At 67.1% G+C, this 22,790-nt stretch carries 16 protein-coding genes; 9 read left to right on the top strand and 7 right to left on the bottom strand.

Annotated elements, in window-relative coordinates; all coding sequences use genetic code 11:
- Positions 1-87 precede the first annotated feature (87 nt).
- Both ABD817_RS11220 and ABD817_RS11215 read left to right on the top strand, forming a co-directional pair.
- Complete coding sequence (locus tag ABD817_RS11220) at positions 88-1,008, top strand: DNA-processing protein DprA (RefSeq protein ID WP_344917751.1); 921 nt, start codon at positions 88-90, stop codon at positions 1,006-1,008.
- Between the two features lie 196 nt (positions 1,009-1,204).
- Positions 1,205-1,741 (top strand): phosphoribosyltransferase, encoded by a 537-nt coding sequence (locus ABD817_RS11215; protein ID WP_344917750.1) that lies wholly within the window; start codon positions 1,205-1,207, stop codon positions 1,739-1,741.
- Between the two features lie 95 nt (positions 1,742-1,836).
- Here the strand turns inward: ABD817_RS11215 and ABD817_RS11210 are convergent, their stop codons facing one another.
- Positions 1,837-2,127: a hypothetical protein gene (locus tag ABD817_RS11210; RefSeq protein WP_344917749.1), complete on the bottom strand. Its 291-nt coding sequence runs from the start codon at positions 2,125-2,127 to the stop codon at positions 1,837-1,839.
- 85 nt (positions 2,128-2,212) lie between these two features.
- Here ABD817_RS11210 and ABD817_RS11205 point away from each other — a divergent pair, with 85 nt between their 5' ends.
- A complete protein-coding gene (locus ABD817_RS11205) occupies positions 2,213-2,656 on the top strand; it encodes a hypothetical protein (protein ID WP_344917748.1) in 444 nt (147 codons plus the stop codon).
- Position 2,657: 1 nt separating this feature from the next.
- On the opposite strand, the gene ABD817_RS11200 is transcribed toward ABD817_RS11205, so the two are convergent.
- Positions 2,658-4,811 (bottom strand): hypothetical protein, encoded by a 2,154-nt coding sequence (locus ABD817_RS11200; protein WP_344917747.1) that lies wholly within the window; start codon positions 4,809-4,811, stop codon positions 2,658-2,660.
- 151 nt (positions 4,812-4,962) lie between these two features.
- Positions 4,963-5,577, bottom strand: coding sequence for a hypothetical protein (locus ABD817_RS11195; protein ID WP_344917746.1), 615 nt, complete (start codon positions 5,575-5,577; stop codon positions 4,963-4,965).
- 535 nt (positions 5,578-6,112) lie between these two features.
- Here ABD817_RS11195 and ABD817_RS11190 point away from each other — a divergent pair.
- Positions 6,113-7,282 (top strand): protein kinase domain-containing protein, encoded by a 1,170-nt coding sequence (locus tag ABD817_RS11190; RefSeq protein ID WP_344917745.1) that lies wholly within the window; start codon positions 6,113-6,115, stop codon positions 7,280-7,282.
- Here ABD817_RS11190 and ABD817_RS11185 read toward each other — a convergent pair.
- From ABD817_RS11185 to ABD817_RS11170, 4 genes are all read right to left on the bottom strand, one after another.
- On the bottom strand, positions 7,272-8,168 hold the full coding sequence (locus ABD817_RS11185; RefSeq protein WP_344917744.1) for a serine/threonine-protein kinase: 897 nt from the start codon (positions 8,166-8,168) through the stop codon (positions 7,272-7,274). The two genes, ABD817_RS11190 and ABD817_RS11185, sit on opposite strands and share 11 nt — an antisense overlap.
- A 112-nt stretch (positions 8,169-8,280) precedes the next feature.
- On the bottom strand, positions 8,281-8,697 hold the full coding sequence (locus ABD817_RS11180) for a hypothetical protein (protein WP_344917743.1): 417 nt from the start codon (positions 8,695-8,697) through the stop codon (positions 8,281-8,283).
- A 16-nt stretch (positions 8,698-8,713) separates the two neighbouring features.
- A complete protein-coding gene (locus ABD817_RS11175; RefSeq protein ID WP_344917742.1) occupies positions 8,714-11,425 on the bottom strand; it encodes a DNRLRE domain-containing protein in 2,712 nt (903 codons plus the stop codon).
- A gap of 203 nt (positions 11,426-11,628) precedes the next feature.
- Positions 11,629-11,973, bottom strand: coding sequence for a hypothetical protein (locus ABD817_RS11170; protein WP_344917741.1), 345 nt, complete (start codon positions 11,971-11,973; stop codon positions 11,629-11,631).
- Between the two features lie 203 nt (positions 11,974-12,176).
- On the opposite strand from ABD817_RS11170, the gene drmA reads away from it, so the two are divergent.
- The 5 genes from drmA to ABD817_RS11145 all read left to right on the top strand — a co-directional run bounded on the left by drmA (position 12,177) and on the right by ABD817_RS11145 (position 22,786).
- Positions 12,177-16,139 (top strand): DISARM system helicase DrmA, encoded by a 3,963-nt coding sequence (gene drmA / locus ABD817_RS11165; protein ID WP_344917740.1) that lies wholly within the window; start codon positions 12,177-12,179, stop codon positions 16,137-16,139.
- Positions 16,139-18,067, top strand: coding sequence for a DrmB family protein (gene drmB, locus ABD817_RS11160; protein WP_344917739.1), 1,929 nt, complete (start codon positions 16,139-16,141; stop codon positions 18,065-18,067). The genes drmA and drmB overlap by 1 nt, the downstream gene beginning before the upstream one ends.
- A gap of 25 nt (positions 18,068-18,092) precedes the next feature.
- Positions 18,093-18,857 (top strand): DISARM system phospholipase D-like protein DrmC, encoded by a 765-nt coding sequence (gene drmC / locus ABD817_RS11155; protein WP_344917738.1) that lies wholly within the window; start codon positions 18,093-18,095, stop codon positions 18,855-18,857.
- A 189-nt stretch (positions 18,858-19,046) separates the two neighbouring features.
- The gene (locus ABD817_RS11150) at positions 19,047-20,633 is read left to right on the top strand and encodes a serine/threonine-protein kinase (RefSeq protein ID WP_344917736.1); all 1,587 of its coding nucleotides are present in this window, start codon (positions 19,047-19,049) and stop codon (positions 20,631-20,633) included.
- Between the two features lie 59 nt (positions 20,634-20,692).
- Complete coding sequence (locus ABD817_RS11145) at positions 20,693-22,786, top strand: UvrD-helicase domain-containing protein (RefSeq protein ID WP_344917735.1); 2,094 nt, start codon at positions 20,693-20,695, stop codon at positions 22,784-22,786.
- Positions 22,787-22,790 lie beyond the last annotated feature (4 nt).

Below are 22,790 nucleotides of genomic sequence, written 5' to 3'. Positions count from 1 at the left end.
GTCGCCGCCTCGAACAGTTCGAATTTTTGGGATGTGATGAACCCAAGACCCTGGGTGGTGCGCCTGTTGCCCGGTAGCATCGGAGGCATGCTCCAGGAACTGCGTGAACGTGCCGCACTCGTGGCATTGCTGCAGCGTCCTGGCGCCAAGTGGCAGGACATCGCGCTCGGCGTGCTCGAAACCGGCGGTGCGGTGGAGATGCTTGAGCGGGAGCTCCGGCTCCAGGAGACGTTGTTCCCCGAGACGGATCCCGTGGTGACCGCCATCGCGCGGGCCGCGGAGGCCCTGACCGAATGGGAGGCGGCGGGCCTGGAGGTTCACGCCTGCTTCGATCGCGCGTATCCGAGCCAGCTCCGTGGCATTCACCAGATGCCCCCGCTGCTGTTCTCGCGGGGCACTCTCACCGAGGATCGGCGCGCGATCGCCGTCGTGGGCACCCGGCAGGCGAGTGAGCGGGGTCTCCAGATCGCGTCGACGGTGGCGAGAGAGCTGGCCCTGCACAAGGTGACCGTGGTCAGCGGTCTCGCCAAGGGCATCGACACCGCCGCGCACAGAGCGGCGCTGGAGGCGGGCGGCCGGACCGTCGCCGTCATCGGGACGGGCATCAACCGTTTCTATCCGAGCGAGAACCGGGCGCTGCAGCAGCAGATCGCCCGCGAGGGTGCGGTGATCAGCCAGTTCTGGCCCGACGCCCCGCCCAGCAAGCAGAGCTTCCCGATGCGCAACGCGGTGATGAGCGGTTACGCGGCGGCCACGGTGGTGGTGGAGGCGCCCTGGAAGAGCGGCGCGCGCATTCAGGCGCGACTGGCCCTTGAGCACGGCCGCCCCGTCGTGATGCCCGATCAGCTTCTGGAGCACGACTGGGCGCGGGAATACGCGAAAAGGCCCGGAGTGCATGTGGTTTCCGGCCTTGAGGAGTTACTCTCGGTTGTGGAGCAAGTGATCTCGGATCTGCACACCGGCCCTGACGCGCTTCCGGAGACCCCCCGCCTTGTCGCAACCAGCTGATCCCTGGCAGTTCGTTCGCGCGCGAGTCGCTCAGCAGGCTTCTTACCTTCGAAATCCCCTCGATCCATCACCTTCCATCTGTTACGTGTGCCGAGGACCGGTAAACCCCGGTTGGAGCCGTTGCCACGCTTGTGAGAGGCATCTGAAGTCGGCGCAGTCACGGGTCGCCGACGTCGTGGTCCCTATCTCCTATGCGGTGAAGCGAGCCCAGCACGCGCACAACCTCGCCGCCTACAAAGCGGGGTTTCCCTCGCAGGAGAGCCAGACGAACCTTCTCAGTCTCCTGCTGCTCTTCATCGGAGAGCATCTCGGCTGCGTCACCCGAGCGGCCCGCGTCACCGGTTGGAGCCACGCGGCGATCGTGCCGAGCACCAAGAGCCGTCCGGACATGCATCCTCTGCGGGCGATGCTCGAAGGCCGACTCGGTCTGCCGTGGGCCGAGTTGTCCGTGAATCCTGGCATCTCTCCTGAGGTACGGGAATTTCGCGCCGACTGGTTCAGGGTGTCCGGCGTGGATCTCAGCGGCGCTCGTGTTCTTCTGCTCGATGACACCTGGACGACGGGGTCTCGTATCCAGTCGGTGTCGTACGCGCTCAAACTGGCGGGTGCCGACAGGGTCGCCGCCGTAGTGCTCGGACGCCACGTGAACCCGGAATGGGAGGGTTGGAAACCGATCATTCGTGAGGTGAAGGAGAAGCCCTTCCGCTCAGACTGGTGCGCCGTCCACTCCTGACCACAATGACAAGAGGACCTCGGTCGCGTGCTCCGGGGGCGGAAATCCTCCGCTGCCGTGGCGTCGACCCGTGATCGGACTTTGAGCCTGGTGTGTCAATGCCGTGCGGCGGAAGGCGAAACCTTCGCCGGAGCGGACCGGATCTCCTCTTCGAGGGCGTCGACGAGCGCCCTGGCCGCCTGGCGCAGTCGGGCGCGGCGGGCGGTGAGATCTTCGGTGAACGTCCGGGCCTTCGGCCCGACCCACACCGACTGGCCGGTGAACTGGCCGTGGGCCGGGTCGAGCGCGGCCTCAAGGATGGCGACTCTCGCCCTGACCTCCGCCAATGTCTGTTCCAGCACCTGACGCCGCGGGTTGGGCACCAGATCTTCCGGGCCAGGATTCATATATCCCTCTTCGGAGGCCGATACATCAGGCGGACTATTGGACATTATTGGATCTACGGCACCTCGGCCAGCCCTGGAGGAATGTATGACACGTTTTGCAAGGCGCGGGGTTTTGGCCTGCGCGGTGATGGTTTTAACGGTGTCCGGATGTGGGGATAGTGGCCCTACGGCGGCCGAAGCGGGGGAGACCCTCAAATCACACATCACCGAACTGATGAAGGAAAGTCACGTTCTGGATGTCCGGATTACTGATTCCGGCGGGCGCGATATTTCCTGTGGCGAGGGAAAGGCCAAGAGGACCTTCGCGGCTACGGCCAGAGACGCCGCATCGCAACGCGAGCCAGATGGACTCAATACCTACATGCTCGGTGAGCTTTCCTCGGTTGCTCCCTACCGCATTGTCGAAGACCCAGGCAATGCTCCCATCCGGCTTGCCAATGACACGTACAAGACAGTGATCATCTTGGAGTCACCAGCTAACGGGCAATACGGAGTGCGGGGTGAAACTGAGTGCCTCCCGATCTCGTGAGCTAGCTGTCGTAGGCCAGACCGCGCTCTCGGCCTCGTTTGTTACCACCATCGAAGCGGCTCGCCATCTTTTCAGAGAGATCTCCCACTGATAGATCGTTGCTTCCCATCCCGTTGGCCACGGCCCACCGCTCGAACGCCTCAAGCCCTTCGTTCCCCTGCTTGAGCAGCTCGGAGGGTGACCTAAGGTTGCCTTTGGCGTCGGTGACGGACACGCCGGATGGCTTGATCAACTCGGAGAACGGTTTGAGATTGCCGTTGGCGTCGGTGATGGACACGCGGCCGGTTTGGAACTCGGCGGGTGTCACCTTCGGCGTGAAGCCGTTGGCCATGAGTATTTGCGCGTAGATGTGCTGGCGACCGAGGGTCTCGATGGCGTCCTTCTTGTCGGCCAGGTCCACCCGTGTCTCGTCCTCTTCGCCGAAGACGTCTCCGGCGGTGTCGTAAGTGGAGAAGGAGAAGCCCACGAGTGTCCAGAAATATGACGCCGCCTTGGTTGGGGCGAAGAGGCCCGCCACCCCGATGGTGGTGTCGCGCAGGTATTTCATCATGTCCGCCTGCTTTTTATCGGCTGTGTCCAGCGTTCCTTGGACCTTCTCGATGGCGGCCAGTTCGAAGCCACGCACGTTGCCCAGCGCGGTGAACACCTGGTCCATGTGCTTGACGTCGCCGGTGCTCCGGGTCGTCGCCGAGGCGTCGGCGATGAGTTTCATGCTGAGGGCGCCCATTCCCTTTTCGAATGGGGCGAGGTTCGCCGTGGAGTCGGCGAAGGTCTTCAGGAAGCGGTAGGTGTCCTTCGGGCTCAGGGTGAACGCCGACGTCATGCCGAAGGCCGTGGTGAAGGGCTTCAGAGTGCTCTCCTCGGTCATGTTGGCATCGCCGATGTTCGCGCCCTCGGTGATCTCGGCGGCGTAGGCACCGGCCAGCGTCGACATGAAGGGCCTGGCTTCCGGCATGACCTCCATCGGGGTGGCCGGAGTGTCCTCGGTACCGTCGGTGTCCTTGAGGTCTCCCATGATGGTCATGACGTTGAAGGCGAACTTCGCGGCCTCGGGGCTGTGCGGGCCCTTCTCGTAGGCCCCGCCTCCGGCGGCGAGCATCCGGCCGAACTCCGTGCCGACGTTGAGGTCCGTTCCCCAGGGCTGCTTGTAGGACCTGCCGTATTCCAGGCTGATGTCGTACTTCACGCTCAGGGGATCTCCGTGGGGCATGGAGGTGTCCATGCGGTTGAACTCGGTGAACAGGTCTCTGAGATCCTCGCGTGACATGGGGTTGAACAGGCCTCTGGCCACCTCGGGGTTGTTCGCCAGGGCGGGCAGGAACGGGACGAGATCGGTTTTCCAACGCCTGGGCCGGCTGCCGTCGCCGGTACCGATCGGCTTGCCCACCCTGCCCTGCAGCATCTGGGTGAGCCACGGGGCGGGGAAGGTGCCGTACGCGAGCAGGCCCGCAAGCTTGGTTTCCGGGGTTTTCTTGAGGCTGTCCGCCTTCCAGGCGGAGCCGAGGAGGGCCGGTTGCGCGCCGACCGCCGTGGCCAGAGCGTCACCCATGACCTTACGGTGCTTGTCGGCCGCGTTCTTGTCGTACCTCTCCAGGCGGCTGATCATGCCGAGCATGCCCTCGGGACCGATGGACCGGAAGAACCCGGCGGTGAGATAGCCGTCCTTCCGCCTGTCGGCGAGCTTTCCAAGGATCCGGTCGTAGTCGGCGTTGGGCAGGCCGAGGGAGGACTCGGGAAGACGTCGGAACTCGGCGGCGAGGTCGGTGCCCTTCTTGGCACTGCCCGCCGGGGACTTTCCCGTCTTCTCGTCGTAGGGCAGCAGTCCCCACTCGAACGGGTTGTTGAAGCGGTCGCCGGTCCACGTCGATGCCCGCCCCGGGACGCCGGAGTCCTCTCCCAGCATGGGGAGGTCCTGGTTGATCGTCTCCAGGCGTTCGCGCAGTTTCGGCAGCTCGTCGCCGACCCAGCCGTCGATCTCCCTGATCGGCCGCAGTCCCGCCGCCGGCACCCCGGCCGCCGCGAGCAGCTGCCGGATCCGCTCGGACTGCTCGCCGATCACATCGCGACCGCGTTCCAGTGCGGTGACGAAACCCCGCATCAGCTCGGGGTCGATTCCGGTGAAGTCCGGCGACGAGGGCCCCGTTCCCGGCGACATCGACTCCCCCTCACTCTATTTTGGTTATTTCACCCTAGTTCCAGAATGAGTTATTTTCACCAGCCGTGAAAGATAACCCCATGTTCTGATGGTTGGTCAAAAACGGTCACCGCGCGTGGACCAGGCCGTGACCGGCTCGCAGGTGTGTTTCTCATTCGGCCGGTACGGCCGGGATTCCCTCGGTCGTGACGGCCTGGTTCAGGATCACGTTCTCCACGCTGGGCTGGATGTTGTCCTGGTCGAGCCCGACGCGGCCGTCGTTGTTCAGGGAGTCCAGGGTCACGCTCACGGGCTGTGTGGTGAGCTGGTAGCTGACCCAGTCGGTGCCCTCTCCGCCGACATAGAAGACCCGGCTCGTGGTCGGGGCCGTGCCCCCGTAGTAGGCGTCGGAGCCGGTGCCGCCGTCGACGTAGCTCGGCATGGGGATGTCGATCACGATGGAGTCGCTCCCGTCGCCGAGCAGCGCGACGACCGCTCCCACTCCGTCCGAGGTGCAGCTCACCCTGGTGGCGCTCACTTGCGTGCAGCCGTCTCCCGCGCTGATGGGCACCGCGTCGTGCACCATGATCTTGGTGCCGCTCTTGTAGAAGCGGACGCGGTTGGCCTCTCCCGGTCCGGCGATGTGACTGATGGTGTTCTGGTAGACCTTCACCTCGGCTCCGGCGGCGGTGTGGCCGGCGGAGGGAGTGGCGACGACCGCGGTGGCCGCGAGGCCCGCCAGCAGGGAGAGGTGGAGTGCTCTGCGCGTTGTCCTGTTCCCTCGCATCGTGTGAGGTCCCTTAGCAAGATCGATGTCGGTGGGTATGTCAAATCCTTTTCATCTCGAATCGACGCCCTCTTTGGCGTCGTGTTCGAAGATAGGGAGAAGAGGAAAGGGAATCCCGGTACAAGCCGACAAAAGAAATGTGTGCTTTTACCTGGACGTGCTTACTGGCGGTGCCGGGCCTCTCCAGCATCATGACGTGCGCCGCGATCGAGATCCATGGGCGCCGTTCGCCCGCGAAAACCGGGGAGCGCCTCGTCGTCGAGGCCGCCCACTACGGACCTATCGGCGAGACAGCGCTCAGTGATTCGATGTTCGGTACCGAATTCTCGGCGCTCGCCGTCCCGGGCATGGAACGATCCGTATCATTCACACCATGTCCCCAACCGGCGGCCCCGCTTTTGGCCACAGCGCCGACAGGCGCATTCCCGACCGGTCTTCCTGGCGAGGCTTCCCTCTCAGCATTGTCTGGGCATTCGCTCCGCTGTACACCTGCGGATTCGCGGCCCCCTTCATCATCGGACACGCCGCTGTGCGGTTGAGAAGCAAGAACCTGGGCTTCGCGACAGGCCTCTACGGTGCGTTCCTGCTCGCGTACGCCACCATCGCCAGTGTCATGGACGACGGGAACCCCGCGACCGAGGTGGAGGCGCCGGTGAACGCGGCGGCGGGGGTATGGCTTCTTGTGGGCTGGCTGGGCGGTACGGCGCACGCGTTGTTCCTTCGGTCCAAGGTCTTCCGCTCTCAGCCGAGACATCCGGCCCCCTCGGTGGCCTGGGGCCGCGACCCCGCACCTCCGCCGTCCTACCGACGCCCCACCGTTCCGCCCGCGCCGCCCTCCTACCGGGCTCCCGCCGGACCGCCCCCGTCGTTCCCCCGGCCTTCGTGGAACGACATGGGCGCGATGCCCGTCTCTCGCTCCCTCGACGGGCTCGGGATCGACAGGATCAAGCCGTACGTGCTGACCCGGAAGATCGGTGAAGGCGGCCAGGGCGCCGTGTACCTCGCGCACGGTCCGGATGGGCAGCCGGTGGCGATCAAGGTGCTGCACAACCGGATCATCGGCGGCGCGGCCGAGCGCGAGAGTTTCGTCAAGGAGGCGGCCATGGCCCGGCGGGTGCGTCCCTTCGCCACGGCCAGGGTGATCGACGTCGGTGTCATTGAGGACCTGGCCTACATCGTCAGCGAGTACGTGCCCGGCCCATCCCTGGAGCGGCTGGTGCGAGATGAGGGGCCGAGGGACGGAGACAGCCTGACCCGGCTGGCCATAGGGACGGTGGCGGCGCTCAACGGCATTCACGCCGCGGACGTCGTGCACCGGGATTTCAAGCCCGCCAATGTCCTGGTCGGCCCGGACGGTCCTCGGGTGATCGATTTCGGGATCGCCAGAGCGGTGGACCGGTTCACGATGACCTCGGGTGGCCTCAGGGGCACGCTGATCTACATGTCTCCCGAGCAGATCTCCGGTGATCCGGTCGGCCCGGCGTCCGACATCTTCAGCTGGGCTTCGACCATGCTCTTCGGCGCCACGGGCAGGCACGCGTTCGACGGCGCCTCCCACCCGCACATCTACCGGATGATTCTCCAGCATCATCCCGACCTGTCCGTGCTGCCCGCGGCGCTTCGGGATCCGGTGGCCGCCTGCCTGGCCAAGGACCCGCGGGCCCGGCCGACGGCCGCCGAGGTGATGATGGCGGTCACCGGCTGAACCGGGACACCGCCTCGGCGTACAGATGGATCGGCCTCGTCACGCGATCGACCACGCCCGGCAGTGGCGGCAGGTCCCGCACGAACGGCAGGAGCCGGTGAAAGACCTCGTCGGCACGTTGCGGGCGCTTGTCGGGGTCCTCTTCCAGCAGGGCTGTCACCAGCGCGTCGAGCTCCCGGGGCACCGAAGCCTCCCGGAGCGCTCCGGGACGCATCGGGGTAAGGCTGACATGTCCGCCGACCTCGGCGACGAGGCCCGTCGTCTGGAACACCCGCTCACCGGTGAGCATCTCGTAGAGGACGCAGCCCGTCGAGTACAGGTCGGTCAGCGCGCTGGTCCTGCCGCTGTGAACATGCTCGGGAGCCATGTAGCGGGCGGTTCCCGGGGCACCCGTCGTCCCGGTGATCACCGAGAAGTCCGGTGAGTTCAGCACGGTCGCGACACCGAAATCCAGGACGACGAGGGTCGCGTCGCGGCAGAGCATGAGATTGCCCGGCTTCAGATCCCGGTGAACGAGCGAGTGGTAATGCGTCGTCGACAGCACGGCGCACAACTGTGCCCCGATCAGGGCGGCCCACGAAACAGGGAGCCTCTCGTGCGCGTCGAGCACGTGCGTGAGGGGCCATCCGTCGATGAACTCCATCACGAGGAAGAACCCGTACTCGTCCTCCCCGAAGTCGTAGACGGAGGGCACACCGGGATGGCGGAGCAACGCCATGACCTGGGCCTCGCGCTTGAACCGCCGAAGGGTCTCCTCGCTGAGCCGGTCACGCCGGACACGCTTGACGGCCACCTTGCGCCTCAGGCGTGTGTCGACGCCCTCCCAGAGCTCACCCATGCCGCCCCGGCCTATCGGCTGGCGTAGTTCGTATCGCTGCGCGACCACTAAAAGACTCCGGGTTTCAGATGTGGGGGAGGATCGACGTCGTCCGTGAGGAGCGTCAGGACGGCTGCGGAAAAATGGGTAGCCGGGAATGTCCCCCGGCTACCCGTTGGTGTCAGGAGGCGTCTGTCGATCGTTCGACTTCGATTTTTTTATTCCTTGTACCGTCGACGACAGTCCGCCCCGCGAGTGGTTTCTTCAACTTGAACTGCACAGGATACAGGTAACCTATTGAGTTTGTGACGACCTTTTCCCAGGGCCAAGGGCGAGGGCAGGCGCTTTCGCTCACCTGGACTTTTATGATCACCTTGGAGGAGGATTCGAACACTTCCGCTCTTGTAACCCGCTCACAATGTGTGCCGTCCTTGCCGGGCTTTCCAAAGATCACTTTTGCTGTCAAGGTCAACTCATCGGCGGACAGCGTCGTAAAATAGATCTTCTCCCAGTAAGGGGCACTGCATGCCGTCAAGGCCAGTGCCGCAGAAGCGATGGCGACCGCCTTGGGGCGCGTACCGAAGCGGATAGTTTTCATGGACTCGAAGTGCTTCCTATCTACGTTTCATGACGTCGCCGCCATATGCCTGGCGGACAGAATGGATATCGGTGAAGTATTCGCCACAGTCACCGATCAGGGGGACATTTCCAGCGTTGTGAATCCCCTTGGCGATAATATATCCAGCACCTGGCTCGATGGTGTAAACAGCCCCGCCGGAGTCGCCTTCGTCAGTGCATCCGTTGTCTCTGGTGCCTTCTACGACGTTTTTTGTCACGCCCTCCTCTTTCAAGTCGATGGAGGTGTTAGGATTTATGACCTTCCAGCTACAGGTCTGACCCGTCGTCCTACCACCAACGCAGTACAGGTCACCGTTTTGGGCGCGGCGGGGCCAGCTGCGCTTCACGGGACGCTTCGTGGTCGATTCGTCATCACCGACGAAGATGGACGCCGTCGGTTGCTTCGGTGCCTGGGTGACCTGCACCAGTGCGGAATCGCCGAGCAATTTACTCTGGCCGGGGAGAGCTACGGTTCCCGTACCGTATTTCTGATTGCCCAGCACGCGCTGTCCGTACGAAAAATCACCCCCGTAATCGTTCCGCAGACAGTGTCCAGCGGTCACAAGTCGCCTACCCGCCGGAAGTGACCAGGCGAAACCCATGGTGCAAGGTTGATCCTGACCGTTGAGGTAGGCTCCTGCGCCATTGATGTAGTCATCATTGTCGTTGTCCCGGCTGTCTTGAAACTGTGGGTGCTCGGCGTTCGGATCCAGTCGGATAACAACGGCGTTGGTGCCGTAGCGTTGGGCGAGGGCAAGTCGCATCTCGGATGACACGGCATTGGCGGTGAAGAGGACCTGGTTGCGTTCGGGCCATGCTCGGCCGGAGACGATGCTCTCAGCGCCGGGCAACTGGCCGGCGTCCGCGTGCAGCACTTCCGACACGATGCTGGAGAGCCGTGCCGAGCTGACGCTCACATCAGGCACCTGCGGGGTGAAGCTGTAGTTCTCTGTCTGGCCGGCCGGTCCTTCGAGGTCCTCGTCGGTGTCGTCGCCCGTGTAGGTGCCGGGGACGGTCCAGTCGGTGCCCGCGAGACCAAGGTGGGAGGTTCCTGCCAGAAGTGCGGAGCCGATCGCACGACCGCCGGTGGTAGCGGCGGGAACGATGACCTGACCGCTGACCATGTCGACGTACGGGGTGGCGAGCGCGTCGGAGTTCGCTTCGACGCGATCCTGGGCCGCGCTCAGGGCGTGAGCCTGAGGTTCGGCCATCTGCAGGGCGTCGGCGCCCCACTTCTCCGAGGCCGAGATGACCTCTACACCGCCAGGGCCGGCGGGATGGACGGTGACGGGGGCGCCGACTGGATCAAAGGTCGCGGTGACCTTGGGCGGCTCATTGAAGTCGGTGTCCTCGGAGGCGGGAAAGACTCGGTAGTTCTTTTCCGCGCGCTCGGTCGGAGACATGAGGACCAAGCCGTAGTTCCCGACATCGCCAGCCCATTGGCGGGCCATGGCGGTGATGTCCCAGTTCATCGGAGCGGGATCGCAGGCTCCGCCGACGCTGCGTCTGTTGGTGACGGCGTTTTCGGTGGTGTTGGTCGGCTGCGAGGACCAGGCGACGGTGGCAGGATTCCAGGCGGAAGTGACTCGACGGACCTGAATTCCGTCACCGACCGCGGTACCGCAACTGGGGCCGTCGATGTTGAGCAGGGACAGGGTGACATTGCTGACCTGCTGCCCGACCAGGGGCGACACGTTGAACTTCAGGTAGGCGCGGGACTTGCTGCCGTCTCGGTCCGTACCCGCCTTCAGGGTGCTGCCGTCACCGTTCGGAAAGTCGGGGGTGAGGCTCCAGACGTCGGCGTCGGCGGTGGGGATGATGCTGAACGCGGACTGGATCGTCACCGGATATGACGTGGCCCGGTCGGCCAGGTACGTGGGGTCAGGCTTGAGGAGCAGTGTCTGTTGCCCGTTCGCGGTGGCCACGGCGGCCTCGACGGCCCCGGTTTCGGCGCTACGGCTCTTTGCGGTCTCGGTACCGCGCAGGAAGGGCTTGGGAGCGACGGCGACATTGAGGTTGTTGTCATCGGTCACCCGCAGACGGCCGTCTGGGGCCTCACGCAGCGCGAGGCCCTTGCCCTGCATTGGGATCTTGAGCTCCAGGGTCTTTGCCGGACGCGTCCGCAGGACCACGTCATAGCGGAAGCCGACCGCCAGCGCGGTGACCACGAGGTCGGCACCGGGGCCGGCCGCGTCGGTATAGGTGGCCCGGCTACCTTCCAGCTTCGGCTTGGGTAGCCCGGTGGGCCATGACAGGGCCAAGGACTGCTTGGGCGTGGGGGTGAAGGTGGTCAACACGTCCGTGTCGCCGCCCGGAGACAGCGACAGATCACCCTTGATGACCTTCGGTTTGATGACGCCGTTCTGCTCCACGAGGGTGGGGTCGATCCACGCCCAGGCGCCGCTCTTCTGGACGCGGACGGGCCTCGGCCAGATCTCCGTGGTCACGCGTCCGTCGGGGTAGCGCCAGTATCGTGTGGTTTCGGTTGCCGCTCCGAGTAACTCGACGGGTGCGGTTTGTGAACCGGTGACACTTTCCTGCTTGGTGGTTCCGCTGGGCGCGGGATCTGCTGACGCCGTGGAAACGGGGGTGATCGTGAGGAGAGAGGTGATCAGAAGTCCGGCGATTGCTCCTCGTCCTAGATGATTAAACTTGGTTGAAACCTGGGGGAATGGGGGCACAAAACTCCTATCTCCGACAGAGATCATCAAGCCAGTAAAAAGTAACAGTAAAGATTGCTTGTAACAATATGTTCTTGCAGTTGCTCTGCGTGACCTGTCGGAGTGTCGGCGAGATAGCTGAGCGTTACGTTGAGTCGAGAATCGTCAGGTCCGGCTTTTGGGGTGAAGTCTTTTGGTGGCACGGGCTGGCGTCACATGTTTTTGAGTCGGTTCCTGATTAAGGAAACGGGCTAACCGATATCGTGGGTGGCGAAGGCGAGCCGTGGATCCCTGTTGAACACCCAGTGAGGATCGTCGGCGAGGTTGGAGAATTTTCCGGGATGGGAGGTCTCGGCACTGTCACCAAAAATCGAACTTGTAACGTGGCGCAGCGCGTCGTACTCATCAGGATGTTCATACTCGTCGCGTTCGGTTTGAGGTTCACCCGGATGCGGCTCTCGTGGGGAGTGGTGGTCACGCGGTGCCTCCTGGCTGCTCGCTGGGACATTGACCATAGGGGCCATGGGCGACAATTCGAGTTGACCTGACGTGGTGGGGTGAAACGCTTCGGGTTCCTTGGAGGCTCCGATGTCCACCGGCTTCCACGAATTCGGCCGAGGAAGCTCCCGCGAGTTGTGGTGGGAGCCGGATCACGTGTCGATGCCCGAGGACGGGCGGTGAAGGCCAAGCCGACATCATCAGACCGTGGGCTCGTGGTCCGCAGACATGCCGAAGAGCAGGCAAAATCTGCTGTAATGAACGGCCAAGGCGGGGTCTTCGGTGAGGGGTGTCGGCGGGCGTGACAAATGACCAAGAGGACCTTTTTCCGGACTTAGGCGACAAGCAGCAGGGGCTTGACCTGGCGGGCGGGGGCGGAGCCACGACCGGCCAGGAGAAGGCGCCTCATGGTCTGGACGTGCCGCAGGCTTTCGAGCGCGCCACGTCCTTCGAGGTGCGCGGCGCGTTCGAGGAGCTCGTCCGGCGTGACCTGCTCGGCCCGTGGGGTGGTGACACCGAGGAGCTCCCGCCCAGGGCATCCGGGCCGCGCGAGCGCTACCTCGTCGGCATGCTCGGCCCCAAGCCCTCGCGCAGGGCTCCCGGAGAGGACGCCGGTGAGATGCCGGAGACCGAGATCGGGCCCGAGGGCGACGGCAGTGAGGGGGAGCTGCCCGAGGTGCTCACCCCGCAGAACCTCGGCCGCATCTGGGCCTCCTCCATGGGCTTGTCGTTCGCGGTGCCCGGCGACGTCGACGTGCTCGCCGTCACCGCCTCCTGGGGCCGGTACGGCAAGGCCGACACCGTGGTCGAGGACGCCAAGGGCAGGGAGCGGACCGTCCCGATCTGGTCGCGGGAACCGATCCGGTACGACCGGGAGGTCCGGCTCGACGGCGCGCCCTCGCAGCGGCTCCCGCTCACGATGGAACGTGCCGACGACCCCGGCGTCCTGCTGCGGGCGGCCGTACGGCCGCAGCAGGACGGCAGGCGGGTCGTCGAGCTGACGCTGGTCAACCAACAGGCCGAGCCGGAACGCAACACCGACACCGCGTGGCTGTTCCAGGCCGAGCTGACCGTGACCACCCCCGATCGCGCCGCCTCCGGCCAGGACACTCTCGACCGCGCCGCCCCCGGTCCCGACGCCTGCGTCTTCCTGCCGATCGACGACCCGCTGGACGACCTGGAGGCCGTCGGCGAGGACCTGGAGGAGCGGCACCTGCGGCTGCTCTACCGGGACGAGCGCCGGTACGCCTCGGGCCGCAACGTCGCCGTGCACGCGGACGTGCCGCAGGGGCAGCGGTGCGCGGAGCGGCTGCGCACGACCTGGCTGCCCGCCTACGACGTGCCCGCCACCGTCGCCCCGGACGGCGAGGGCACGGACCTCGCCGAGGTCGAGCTGTCCATGGACGCCCTCGCCGTCGCCTCGCCCGAGGAGCTCAGGGCCGGGCTCCGGCCGCTCGCCGACGGGTACGCGACCTGGCTGGACGGGCAGGAGGCCCGCATCCCCGGCTTGCCGGAGCCGCTCCGCGAGGCCGCCGAGGTCGCCGTCTTCAAGGCCAGGCGGGCCGCGGCACGCATCCGCGACGGCGTCGGCCTGCTCACCGACCCGGAGCGAGAGCACCACGCGGACGCGCTGGCCGCGTTCCGGTTCGCCAGTACGGCGATGGCGTCGCAGCGCCGCCGTACCGCCGTCGGTAAGCTCCGCGACGAGCTGGGCCTGAGCTACGAGCAGGCCATGGCGAAGATCGAGGAGCAGGGGGTGAGGGCCGCGCGGTGGCGGCCCTTCCAGCTCGCGTTCGTGCTGCTCAACCTGCCGTCGCTGACCGACCCGAAGCACCCGGAGCGGGCTGCCGACTCCTCGGCGACCGTCGACCTGCTGTTCTTCCCGACCGGTGGCGGCAAGACCGAGGCCTACCTGGGTCTGACCGCCTACACGTTCGCGATCCGCCGCCTCCAAGGGCTGGTCGGCTCGGGCGTCGACGCCCGTGACGGCAGGGCCGGGGTGTCGGTGCTGATGCGCTACACCCTGCGGCTGCTCACCGCGCAGCAGTTCCAGCGTGCCGCCGCGCTGGTGTGCGCCGTCGAGGTGCAGCGCCGCGAGGATCCCGCGACCTGGGGGGAGGAGCCGTTCCGCATCGGCCTGTGGGTCGGCGGCTCGGTCTCCCCGAACTCGTTCAAGGAGGCGGCCGACCAGATCACCGAGGCCAGGCAGGCCCCGGCGAGCCGCAGGACCAACGTCCTGCAGACGCTCACCTGCCCGTGGTGCGGGGAGAAGCTGACCGGCGACCGGAGCCTCGACATCGACGAGGACCGTAACCGGGTGCTGCTCTACTGCGGCCGGGGCAGGGAAGGCGACGCCGAGCTCTGCCCGTTCTCGCGGCTCGGCGAGGACCGCATGCTCACCTCTCGGCTGGACGACCCCGAGGAGATCGCCGCGCGCAGGGACGGCCTGCCGATCCTCACCGTCGACGAGGAGATCTACCGGCTGGTGCCGAGCCTCGTCATCGCCACCGTCGACAAGCTGGCCCAGCTTCCCTGGAAGGGGGCCGCCGGTCACCTGTTCGGCAGGGTCGGCCAGTGGTGTCCCCGGCACGGTTACCGCCACGCCGACCTGGACGACCAGGTCAACTGCGGTGGCAGGCACAACGCGAAGGGAAGGCTGCCCAAGGTCGTCAGCCGCCCGGTGGTGCGGCTCCGGCCACCGGACATGATCATCCAGGACGAGCTGCACCTGATCTCCGGAGCGCTCGGCACCACGGTCGGTCTGTTCGAGGCGGCCGTGGACGAACTCTGCACGTGGAACCCCGCGCCGGGCCGGCCGACCGGCCCGAAGATCATCGCTTCCACCGCGACCACCAAGCGGGCCGAGCGCCAGGTGCTCGGCGTCTTCGGCCGGGGACTCGCGGTGTTCCCGCCGCAGGTCATCGACGTTGCCGACACCTTCTTCTCCCGGCAGGTGCCGGTCACCCCGAAGACCCCCGGTCGCCGTTACCTCGGGGTGTGCGCGCACGGGGTGCGCCTCAAGTCCGCCGAGATCAGGCTCGCCGAGATCCTGTTCCTGGCCGGACAGACGATGTTCGACCGGTACGGCGAGCCCGCCGACCCGTACATGACGATCGTCGGTTACTTCAACGCCACCCGCGAGCTCGCCGGCATGCGCCGCTACATGGACGACGACGTGACCACGCGGGTGCGAACCCACGGCAGGCGCAAGGGCCTGTCGAACCGCCTTCTCAGTCCGACCGACATGCTCACCATCGTGGAGCTGACCTCCCGGATCTCGTCGGCCGACATCAGCGAGGTGCTCAGGCGGCTTGAGGTCGGCTTCGACCAGGAGCTCGACACCTCGGGTCGGCGGTCGCAGGTGCGCGCCGAGATCGCCGACGTGCTGAGGGAGAGGAACAAGGACAGGCGGCGGGCCTTCCACCCGCTGGCGGACCGTCAGCATCGGCGGGGGGCGATCCGGCAGCCCGTCGACGTGGTGCTCGCCACGTCGATGCTCCAGGTCGGCGTCGACGTCTCCCGGTTCGGGCTGATGGTGGTCACCGGGCAGCCGAAGAACACCGCCGAGTACATCCAGGCCTCGTCCCGGGTCGGCCGTGACGCCGAGCGCCCCGGCCTGGTGATCACGCTCTACAACTGGTCACGCCCCCGCGACCTGGCGCACTACGAGGACTTCGAGCACTATCACGCCACCTTCTACCGCCAGGTCGAGGCGCTGTCGGTCACGCCGTACACGCGCCGGGCCCTGGACCGGGGGACGGCCGGAACGTTCGTCGCCGCGGTGCGCAACGTGGAGGAGTCCCACGCGCGCAACCGCGACGCCGAGGACGTGTCGCTCTCCGGAGAGGTCGTCGGCCGGATCGTCGACCGGTTCCTCGCCCGCGCGGAGGCGGCCGGGGACACCCGCGCCCGCGACTACCTGCGAGAGCGGATCAGAGTCGTGACCGACGCCTGGGAGCTGCGCAAGAACGGTCCCGCGCGGCTGGGCTACGAGCGGCGCAAGAGCACCACGAAGGAGATCGTCGTCGGCCTGCTGGACCGCGCGGGCAACGGCCGGTGGGGTGACCTCACGGTCGGCAACTCGATGCGCGAGACGGAGAACGAGATCAATCTGCTGCTGCCGGGCGGCGGGGACATCTTCACTTCCGCCTATGGAGCGCCGCCGTGGACGTTGCGCCCGCCCGAGGACGACGGCGAGGGCGTGGACATCCCCCAGGGCGACGAGATGGGTGTCTCGACGCTGGACGAGAAGGGCGGCAAGTGATGGCGGACTCCGCACCGTACCGGCGGCGGGTGGGGGCGGTGCGTCCCAGCCACCTGATGTTCACCTCCGGCGTCGGCTCCATCGTCGACCTGCCGAACTTCTCGGTGCTGGTCAAGGGAGTGGACGAGTGGCGGCACGACAACCTCGGCGACGCCACGCAGGCCATCGCCGAACCCCGGCTGCTCGCCGCCGTCCAGGCCATCCTCGGCAAGTCGGTCAAGGACCTCAGGCCCGCACCGTGGCTGCCGGGGATCGACACCAACCCCAACGGGGACGCCTCCCGGGTCGGAGTGCCCGTCTTCCCGTTCCCGAGCTGGATGCGGTGCACCACCTGCAACCTGCTGGCGCCGATCGACACGCAGGCGTTCGGCTTCCAGAACGACAAGGCGCGCAAGCCGCACGAGGCCCAGTTCTTCCACGAGTGCGGGCGCGGCAACAGGAAACGTCGCGTGGTCGGCGCCCGCTTCGTGCTGGCCTGCGCGGCGGGACACCTGGACGACTTTCCCTACCTGGAGTTCGTGCACCGGGGCGAGGAGTGTTCCAAGGTCGCCAAGCCCAACCTCCTGATGGAGGACTACGGCGGCAACATCGGGGCCAACGTGCGGATCGTCTGCCAGCGCTGCGGCGCCGACCGCAACATCCGCGAGGCCATGGGGCGGCGCGGCAGGGACCAGCTGCCGCGCTGCCGGGGACGCCACCCCCACCTCGGCACGTTCGCCGAACAGGGCTGTGACAAGCAGCCGCACATCCTCGTCGTGGGCGCCTCCAACCAGTGGTTCGCGCAGACCCTCTCGGCGCTCGCCGTCCCCGAGAGCGGGGCGAACGAGCTCGACGCCAGGATCGAGAAGTTCTGGGGAAACCTGCAACACGTCCCCGGACCGGAGAGCCTGCCGTTCATGCGCACGATGGCGCCGCTCTCCTACGAGTTCGAGAAGTGGCCCGACAACGGGGAACTCTGGGCGGCCATCGAGCGCCACCGGGCCGGACTCGACGGCGCGGGCACCGACCCGGAGAGCCAGACCGACCTGCTCACGCCCGAATGGCGGGTCTTCTCCGGTCCCACGCTCCCCGAGCCGAGCGACGACTTCACCCTCTACCGGCATCCGGACGGCGTGCCCGCTCCGCTGAAGGGCTACTACACGGACGTCGTCCAGGCGGAACGCCTGCGCGAGGTCCGCGCGATGATCGGCTTCACCCGGCTGGACGCCCCGGACTTCGAGGACCCCGACCTGGTGATCCGGGCACCGCTCGCCCGGTCCAAGCCCGCCTGGGTACCGGCGAGCGAGGTGCGCGGTGAGGGCGTCTTCCTGCGGGTGCCCGAGGAACTGCTGGTCGCCTGGGAGAAGCGGGTGCGCCGCTCCTCGTTCACGGACGAGCGCCGTGAGAGGCACTCGGTGCCGGAGGAACACCGCGAGGCGTACGGCCGATTCCGCGAGCACCGGTACTCCGACCGGCTCCCCGCGGGCTTCGACAAGTATCGCGGCTGGCCCGGCCTGCGCTACTACGCCCTGCACACCCTGTCCCACCTGCTGATCCGTACGATCGCGCTGGAGTGCGGCTACAGTTCCGCCAGCCTGTCCGAGCGGATCTACGCGGGCACCGAGGACGACCCGCGCAGCGGGCTGCTGATCTACACGGCGGTGCCGGACGCGGAGGGCACCCTGGGCGGCCTGGTGTCGCTCGCCGAACCCGACGAACTCGTACGGCTGACCCGTCGTGCGCTGTCGGACGCCCGGCGCTGCTCCTCCGACCCGCTGTGCGCGGAGCGGCTGCCCCGCAGGCCCGAGGACTTCCTGCACGGGGCCGCCTGCCACGTCTGCCTCTTCGTCTCGGAGACGACCTGCGAACGGGGCAACCGCTATCTCGACCGCAGATTCGTCGTCCCGATCGGCGATCCCGATCTGGCCCTCTATCCCGAGCTTCCATGAGGCCCCGCTCCTGTCCTGGGTCTTCGTGACGCCGGACTCGCGGTTCGTACGGGCGGCGGCGGAGGCCGCTGCCCGGCTCGGACCCGCGCGGCTCCGCGTCCTGGCGGGGCGGATCGCCGAGGGGTGGTTGCGGTCGGCGATTCCCTCGTCGGTTCCGGTTCCCGGCTTCGCCGAGGTGGCACTGGCCGTACTGGCGGCGCAGGAGGAGGAAAGGATCCCCGACGGCGAGGCCGCGGCCTATCTGCGGGGCGTCGCCGACGGGCACGTGCAGCAGGCGGACGTGATCCGGGTGGAGTCGGTGTGGAGCGGGCCGAGCACCCACCCCGTGCCGGTCCGCGCTACCGCCCAGGTTCTGGTGGATCTCGTGGGGGAGGCATCACACGAACTGCTCCTCATGACCTACTCCGCGACGCCGTACGCGCCTCTGGCCGACGCCCTCACCTCGGCGGTGCGGCGCGGGGTGTCGGTGATGGCCGTCGTCGAGACGTTGCAGGGCGCGGGCTCCGCGTTGGGCGGCGCGGAGCCCGCGGCGGCGTTCGCGGCGGTCGCAGGAGTCGAGCTGTGGCACTGGCCGGTCGCCAGGCGGACCGAGAAGGGGGCGAAGACGCACGCCAAGCTCGCTGTCGCCGACCGGCGCGTCATGCTCGTCTCCAGCGCCAACCTCACCCAGTCGGGAGTCGCCAGGAACATCGAGGCGGGCCTGCTCGTGCGGGGTGGCACCGCTCCGCGGCGTGCGGCCGAGCACATCGCCGAGCTGCGTTCCCGGGGCATTCTGGAAAGGCTCCGATGAGGCGGTGGGAGAAGGCGCGGAATACCACGAGAGCGATGAGCGACGGTGAGATCCGCAGTCTTGCATAGGAACATGTACGTTTTTCCCGGAAAGTCCTTGGCGATTGTCACGAAAAGTCGAAGCCACCGTGGAAGGCGGACCGTTTTGGGCAGGCGGACGATTATCGGAGACCGCTACGAACTGGACCCCGTGTCCCGTCGCGCGGGCGGCATGGGAGAGGTCTGGTTCGGCTACGACAAACGCCTGGACCGGCCGGTCGCGGTCAAGTTCATCCGGATCGACAGGCAGGCCGACGGCAGGCCCGACGACGAGCTCACCAAACGCTTCGTGCGCGAGTCGCGGATCACGGCCCGACTGGAACACCCGGGGGTGCCCACCGTCTACGACTGCGGATCGCACGGTGACGACCTCTATCTGGTCATGCAGCTCATCAACGGATGCCCGGTCTCCTCGCTCCTCGACGAGGCCCAGGTACCCGTGGCGTGGGCCGTGGCGATCGCCGCCCAGGTGTGCTCGGTGCTGGCCGTGGCCCACGCGGGCTCGCTGGTGCACCGCGACCTCAAGCCGAGCAACCTGATGCTCTGCCCCGACGGGACGGTGAAGGTGCTGGACTTCGGCATCGCCGCCGCGCTCGGCCCCAATGTCGCGACGAAGCTCACCGGGACGGGCGTCGTGGTGGGCACCCCCGCCTACATGGCGCCCGAGCAGGCCATGAACGGCGTCACCAGTCGGCGGAGTGACCTGTACTCCCTCGGCGTGGTCCTGGACGAGATGCTCGCCGGGGACAACCAGTTCGCCGGTCCCACGGCGCTGGCCTCGATGCGCAACCACACCGACGTCGCGCCACGGCCGCTGCGCGAAAGAAGGCGGGACGTGCCAGAGGGGTTGGAGCGGCTCGTTCTGTGGCTGCTCGCCAAGACGCCGGACAAGCGGCCTCCCAGCGCCGATGTGGTCTACGAGCGACTGATGGACTTCTGCCGAAGCCTGCCGCCGTTCCCCGGCTACGTGAACCTCGGCGCACCGCATCCGGTACGCATGTACGCGGCTGTCGTCGGGCGTATCGCCGCCGACGAGGTCGCTGGCGGTCGGGGCGTCCCTGACACGCCCGTCTCAGGCCGACCGGCGGCTGAGACCGGACAGCTCGCGTCCCCTCAGGCGGACGGGATCCGTCGCGACAAGGAGGGGGGCCGGACTGAACAGAGTGGTGAGGTGGTGCGGAGCGGGTGGGCCGCCATCGCGTTCGCCCGTAAGGACGCCGCGGCGCTCAAGGCCGAGTCCCGGTTCTCCCAGGCCGTGGAGGTGCTGGCAGACGCGCTGGAAGGCGCCGCCCGAGCCTTCGGGCCAAAGGATCCGGCCGTGATCGATCTACGGATTGAACTGGCCGACGCCCTGTTCCTCGGCGGGGACTACCGGCGGGCGGCCCCTGAGTTCCGCAGGCTCGCTGCCGACCTCGCCGAACGGGAAGGGCCCGAGCACGACCTCGTGCTGCGCTGCCGCCTGATGGAGGCGAACTGCCACGCGGCGGTCGGAGAGACGAATCTCGCCCTGACCCAACTCGGTGCGCTTCTGGACGACGAGCGGCGTTTTGGCGTCGACGAGGACCGGACCCTGGAATTGCGACGCCAGATCGGGCTGCTGGAGCTCGGCTCCGGCCGGAGGTCGCGGGCGAAGGCCACGTTGAGCGATCTTCTGCGGGATCTCGAACGGCGGTACGGCCCCCGTCATCCCACCGTCGACAAAGTCCGGGAAATCCTGGAAAGCCTTGATGATCTATAACCTGGGCGAGCATTCTTGTAGGTCGTCTCCACACGTGAGAAACCCCCGGAGGACATGGCGTGGCAAAGCTCGGGATCGACAAGGACTTTCTCCGTGACTACGGAAAGTTGGAACGATCCGTCCAGGAGCGCGTCGCGGAGGTCTTCGCGAAGTTCGAACAGGCCACGCATGCCGGGTTGCACCTGGAGAAACCGAACAACGCACGCGACCCCCGGTTCCGGACCATCCGGATTGACAAATTCTGGCGCGGGGTCGTGTTGGCCCCCGAGACCGGCGACTCGTTCACGCTGCTGAAGGTGCTCCCGCACGACGACGCCTACACATGGGCGCAGCGGCGGAAGGCCTCGGTGAACACGGCGACCGGCCGCATCGAGATCAGGGACGGGGCGGCGATCGACGCCACCCTGCCGGAACTGGCCAGGATGGCCGATCGAGCGCCGCGACGGCTTTTCGACGACGCGGGCGACGCCGACCTCAGGCGCCTCGGCGTCGACGAGCAGACTCTGGCCTTCGCCAGGGTGCTGACCGACATCGTGCAACTGGAGGCCGCCAGGTCCTTCCTGCCGCAGAACCAGTGGGACGCCCTCTACGGCCTGGCCGCGGGCATGACCCCCGAGGAGGTGTGGGCCGAGCTCGGTGTCGTGCCGGGACGGGAGTCGTACGACACCGAGGACATCACCGCGGCGGTCGAGCGCACCCCGGAAAGGGTGGTGCTGGTCGAGGGGCCGAAGGAGCTCATGGAGGTGTTCCGGCACCCGTTCGCGCTCTGGAGGGTCTACCTCCACCCGGCACAGCATCACGTGGCGTACGTGCGCTTCAACGGGTCGGCGCGCGTCACCGGCGGTCCCGGTACGGGCAAGACGGTCGTCGCGCTGCACCGCGCCCATCACCTCGCGGGCCTTGAGGCGGGGCCGGTGCTGGTGACCACCTTCACCTCGACGTTGTCCGCCTCGCTGGAGGCGGGGCTACGCCTGCTGGCCGACTCGGCCAAGGTCCGGGACCACATCGAGGTACGGCATGTCGACCAGCTCTCCTACCAGGTCTTCGCCGAGCGGCACGGCCGCCCCGCCATCCTGCGCGACAGGGAGGAGAAGGACATCTGGCGGCGGGTCGTCAAGCGGCTCGACGTGTCCTTCACCGAGACGTTCCTCGCGGAGGAGTGGCGGCACGTGGTGCTCGCCCAGCGGGTGACCAACGCCGCCGAATATCTCAAGGCCAAGCGGGAGGGGCGGGGCCGCGGGCTGGGCACCCGGCAGAAGGCCGAGGTATGGCAGGCGGTGTGGGAGTTCGAGGAGGAGCTCAGACGGCGTCGGGTATGGACGTACGAGACGATCTGCGTCGAGGCCACCCGGTTGCTGGATGAGCGGCCGGACAAGCCGTACCGGCACATCGTCGTCGACGAGGCGCAGGACCTGCACCCCGTCCAGTGGCGGCTTCTGCGCGCGGCGGTCGCCGAGGGGCCCGACGACCTGTTCATCGCGGGCGACACCCATCAGCGGATCTACAACAGCCGCGTCTCGCTGCGGGAGATCGGGATCAGGGTCGGGGGACGTTCGTCGCGCCTCACCGTCAACTACCGGACAACCGCCGAGATCCTCGCCTGGAGCCTGGGCATGCTCCACGGCGAGCGGATCGACGACATGGACGGCGGGCTGGACACGGTGGCCGGTTACCGGTCGCAGGTACACGGACGCCCTCCGGAACTGCGCGGACACCGCACGCAGAAGGACGAGCTGGACGCGCTCGCGCGCAGGGTCCGTGAGTGGCTGGACGCAGGAGTGGAACCGGGGGAGATCGGCGTCGCGGCCCGGTCCAACATGCTGGCGGACGCGGCGATCGCCGTGCTGGAGCGAGCAGGGATCCCCGCGCGGTCGCTGGCCAAAACGCAGGACGCCGACGACGCGGTCCGGGCCGGGACGATGCACCGGATGAAGGGACTGGAGTTCCGATGCGTGGCGGTCATCGGACTCTCGGAACACCAGGTGCCGTCGTCGAACGCCGTCACCCCGGCCAGGGAGGATCCCCTGACGCATTCACAGGACCTCCAACGTGAACGCTGCCTGGTGTTCGTCGCGTGCACCCGGGCGCGGGAGCAGCTCCACCTCTCCTGGCACGGCGCGGCCAGCCCGTTCCTGGCCGGTTTCACCACGTGACTTT

This window comes from Streptosporangium oxazolinicum, from assembly GCF_039537505.1.
Lineage (GTDB): Bacteria > Actinomycetota > Actinomycetes > Streptosporangiales > Streptosporangiaceae > Streptosporangium > Streptosporangium oxazolinicum.
The sequence above is the reverse complement of the archived record's forward strand: the minus strand, read 5'-3'. Positions and strand labels throughout refer to the sequence as shown.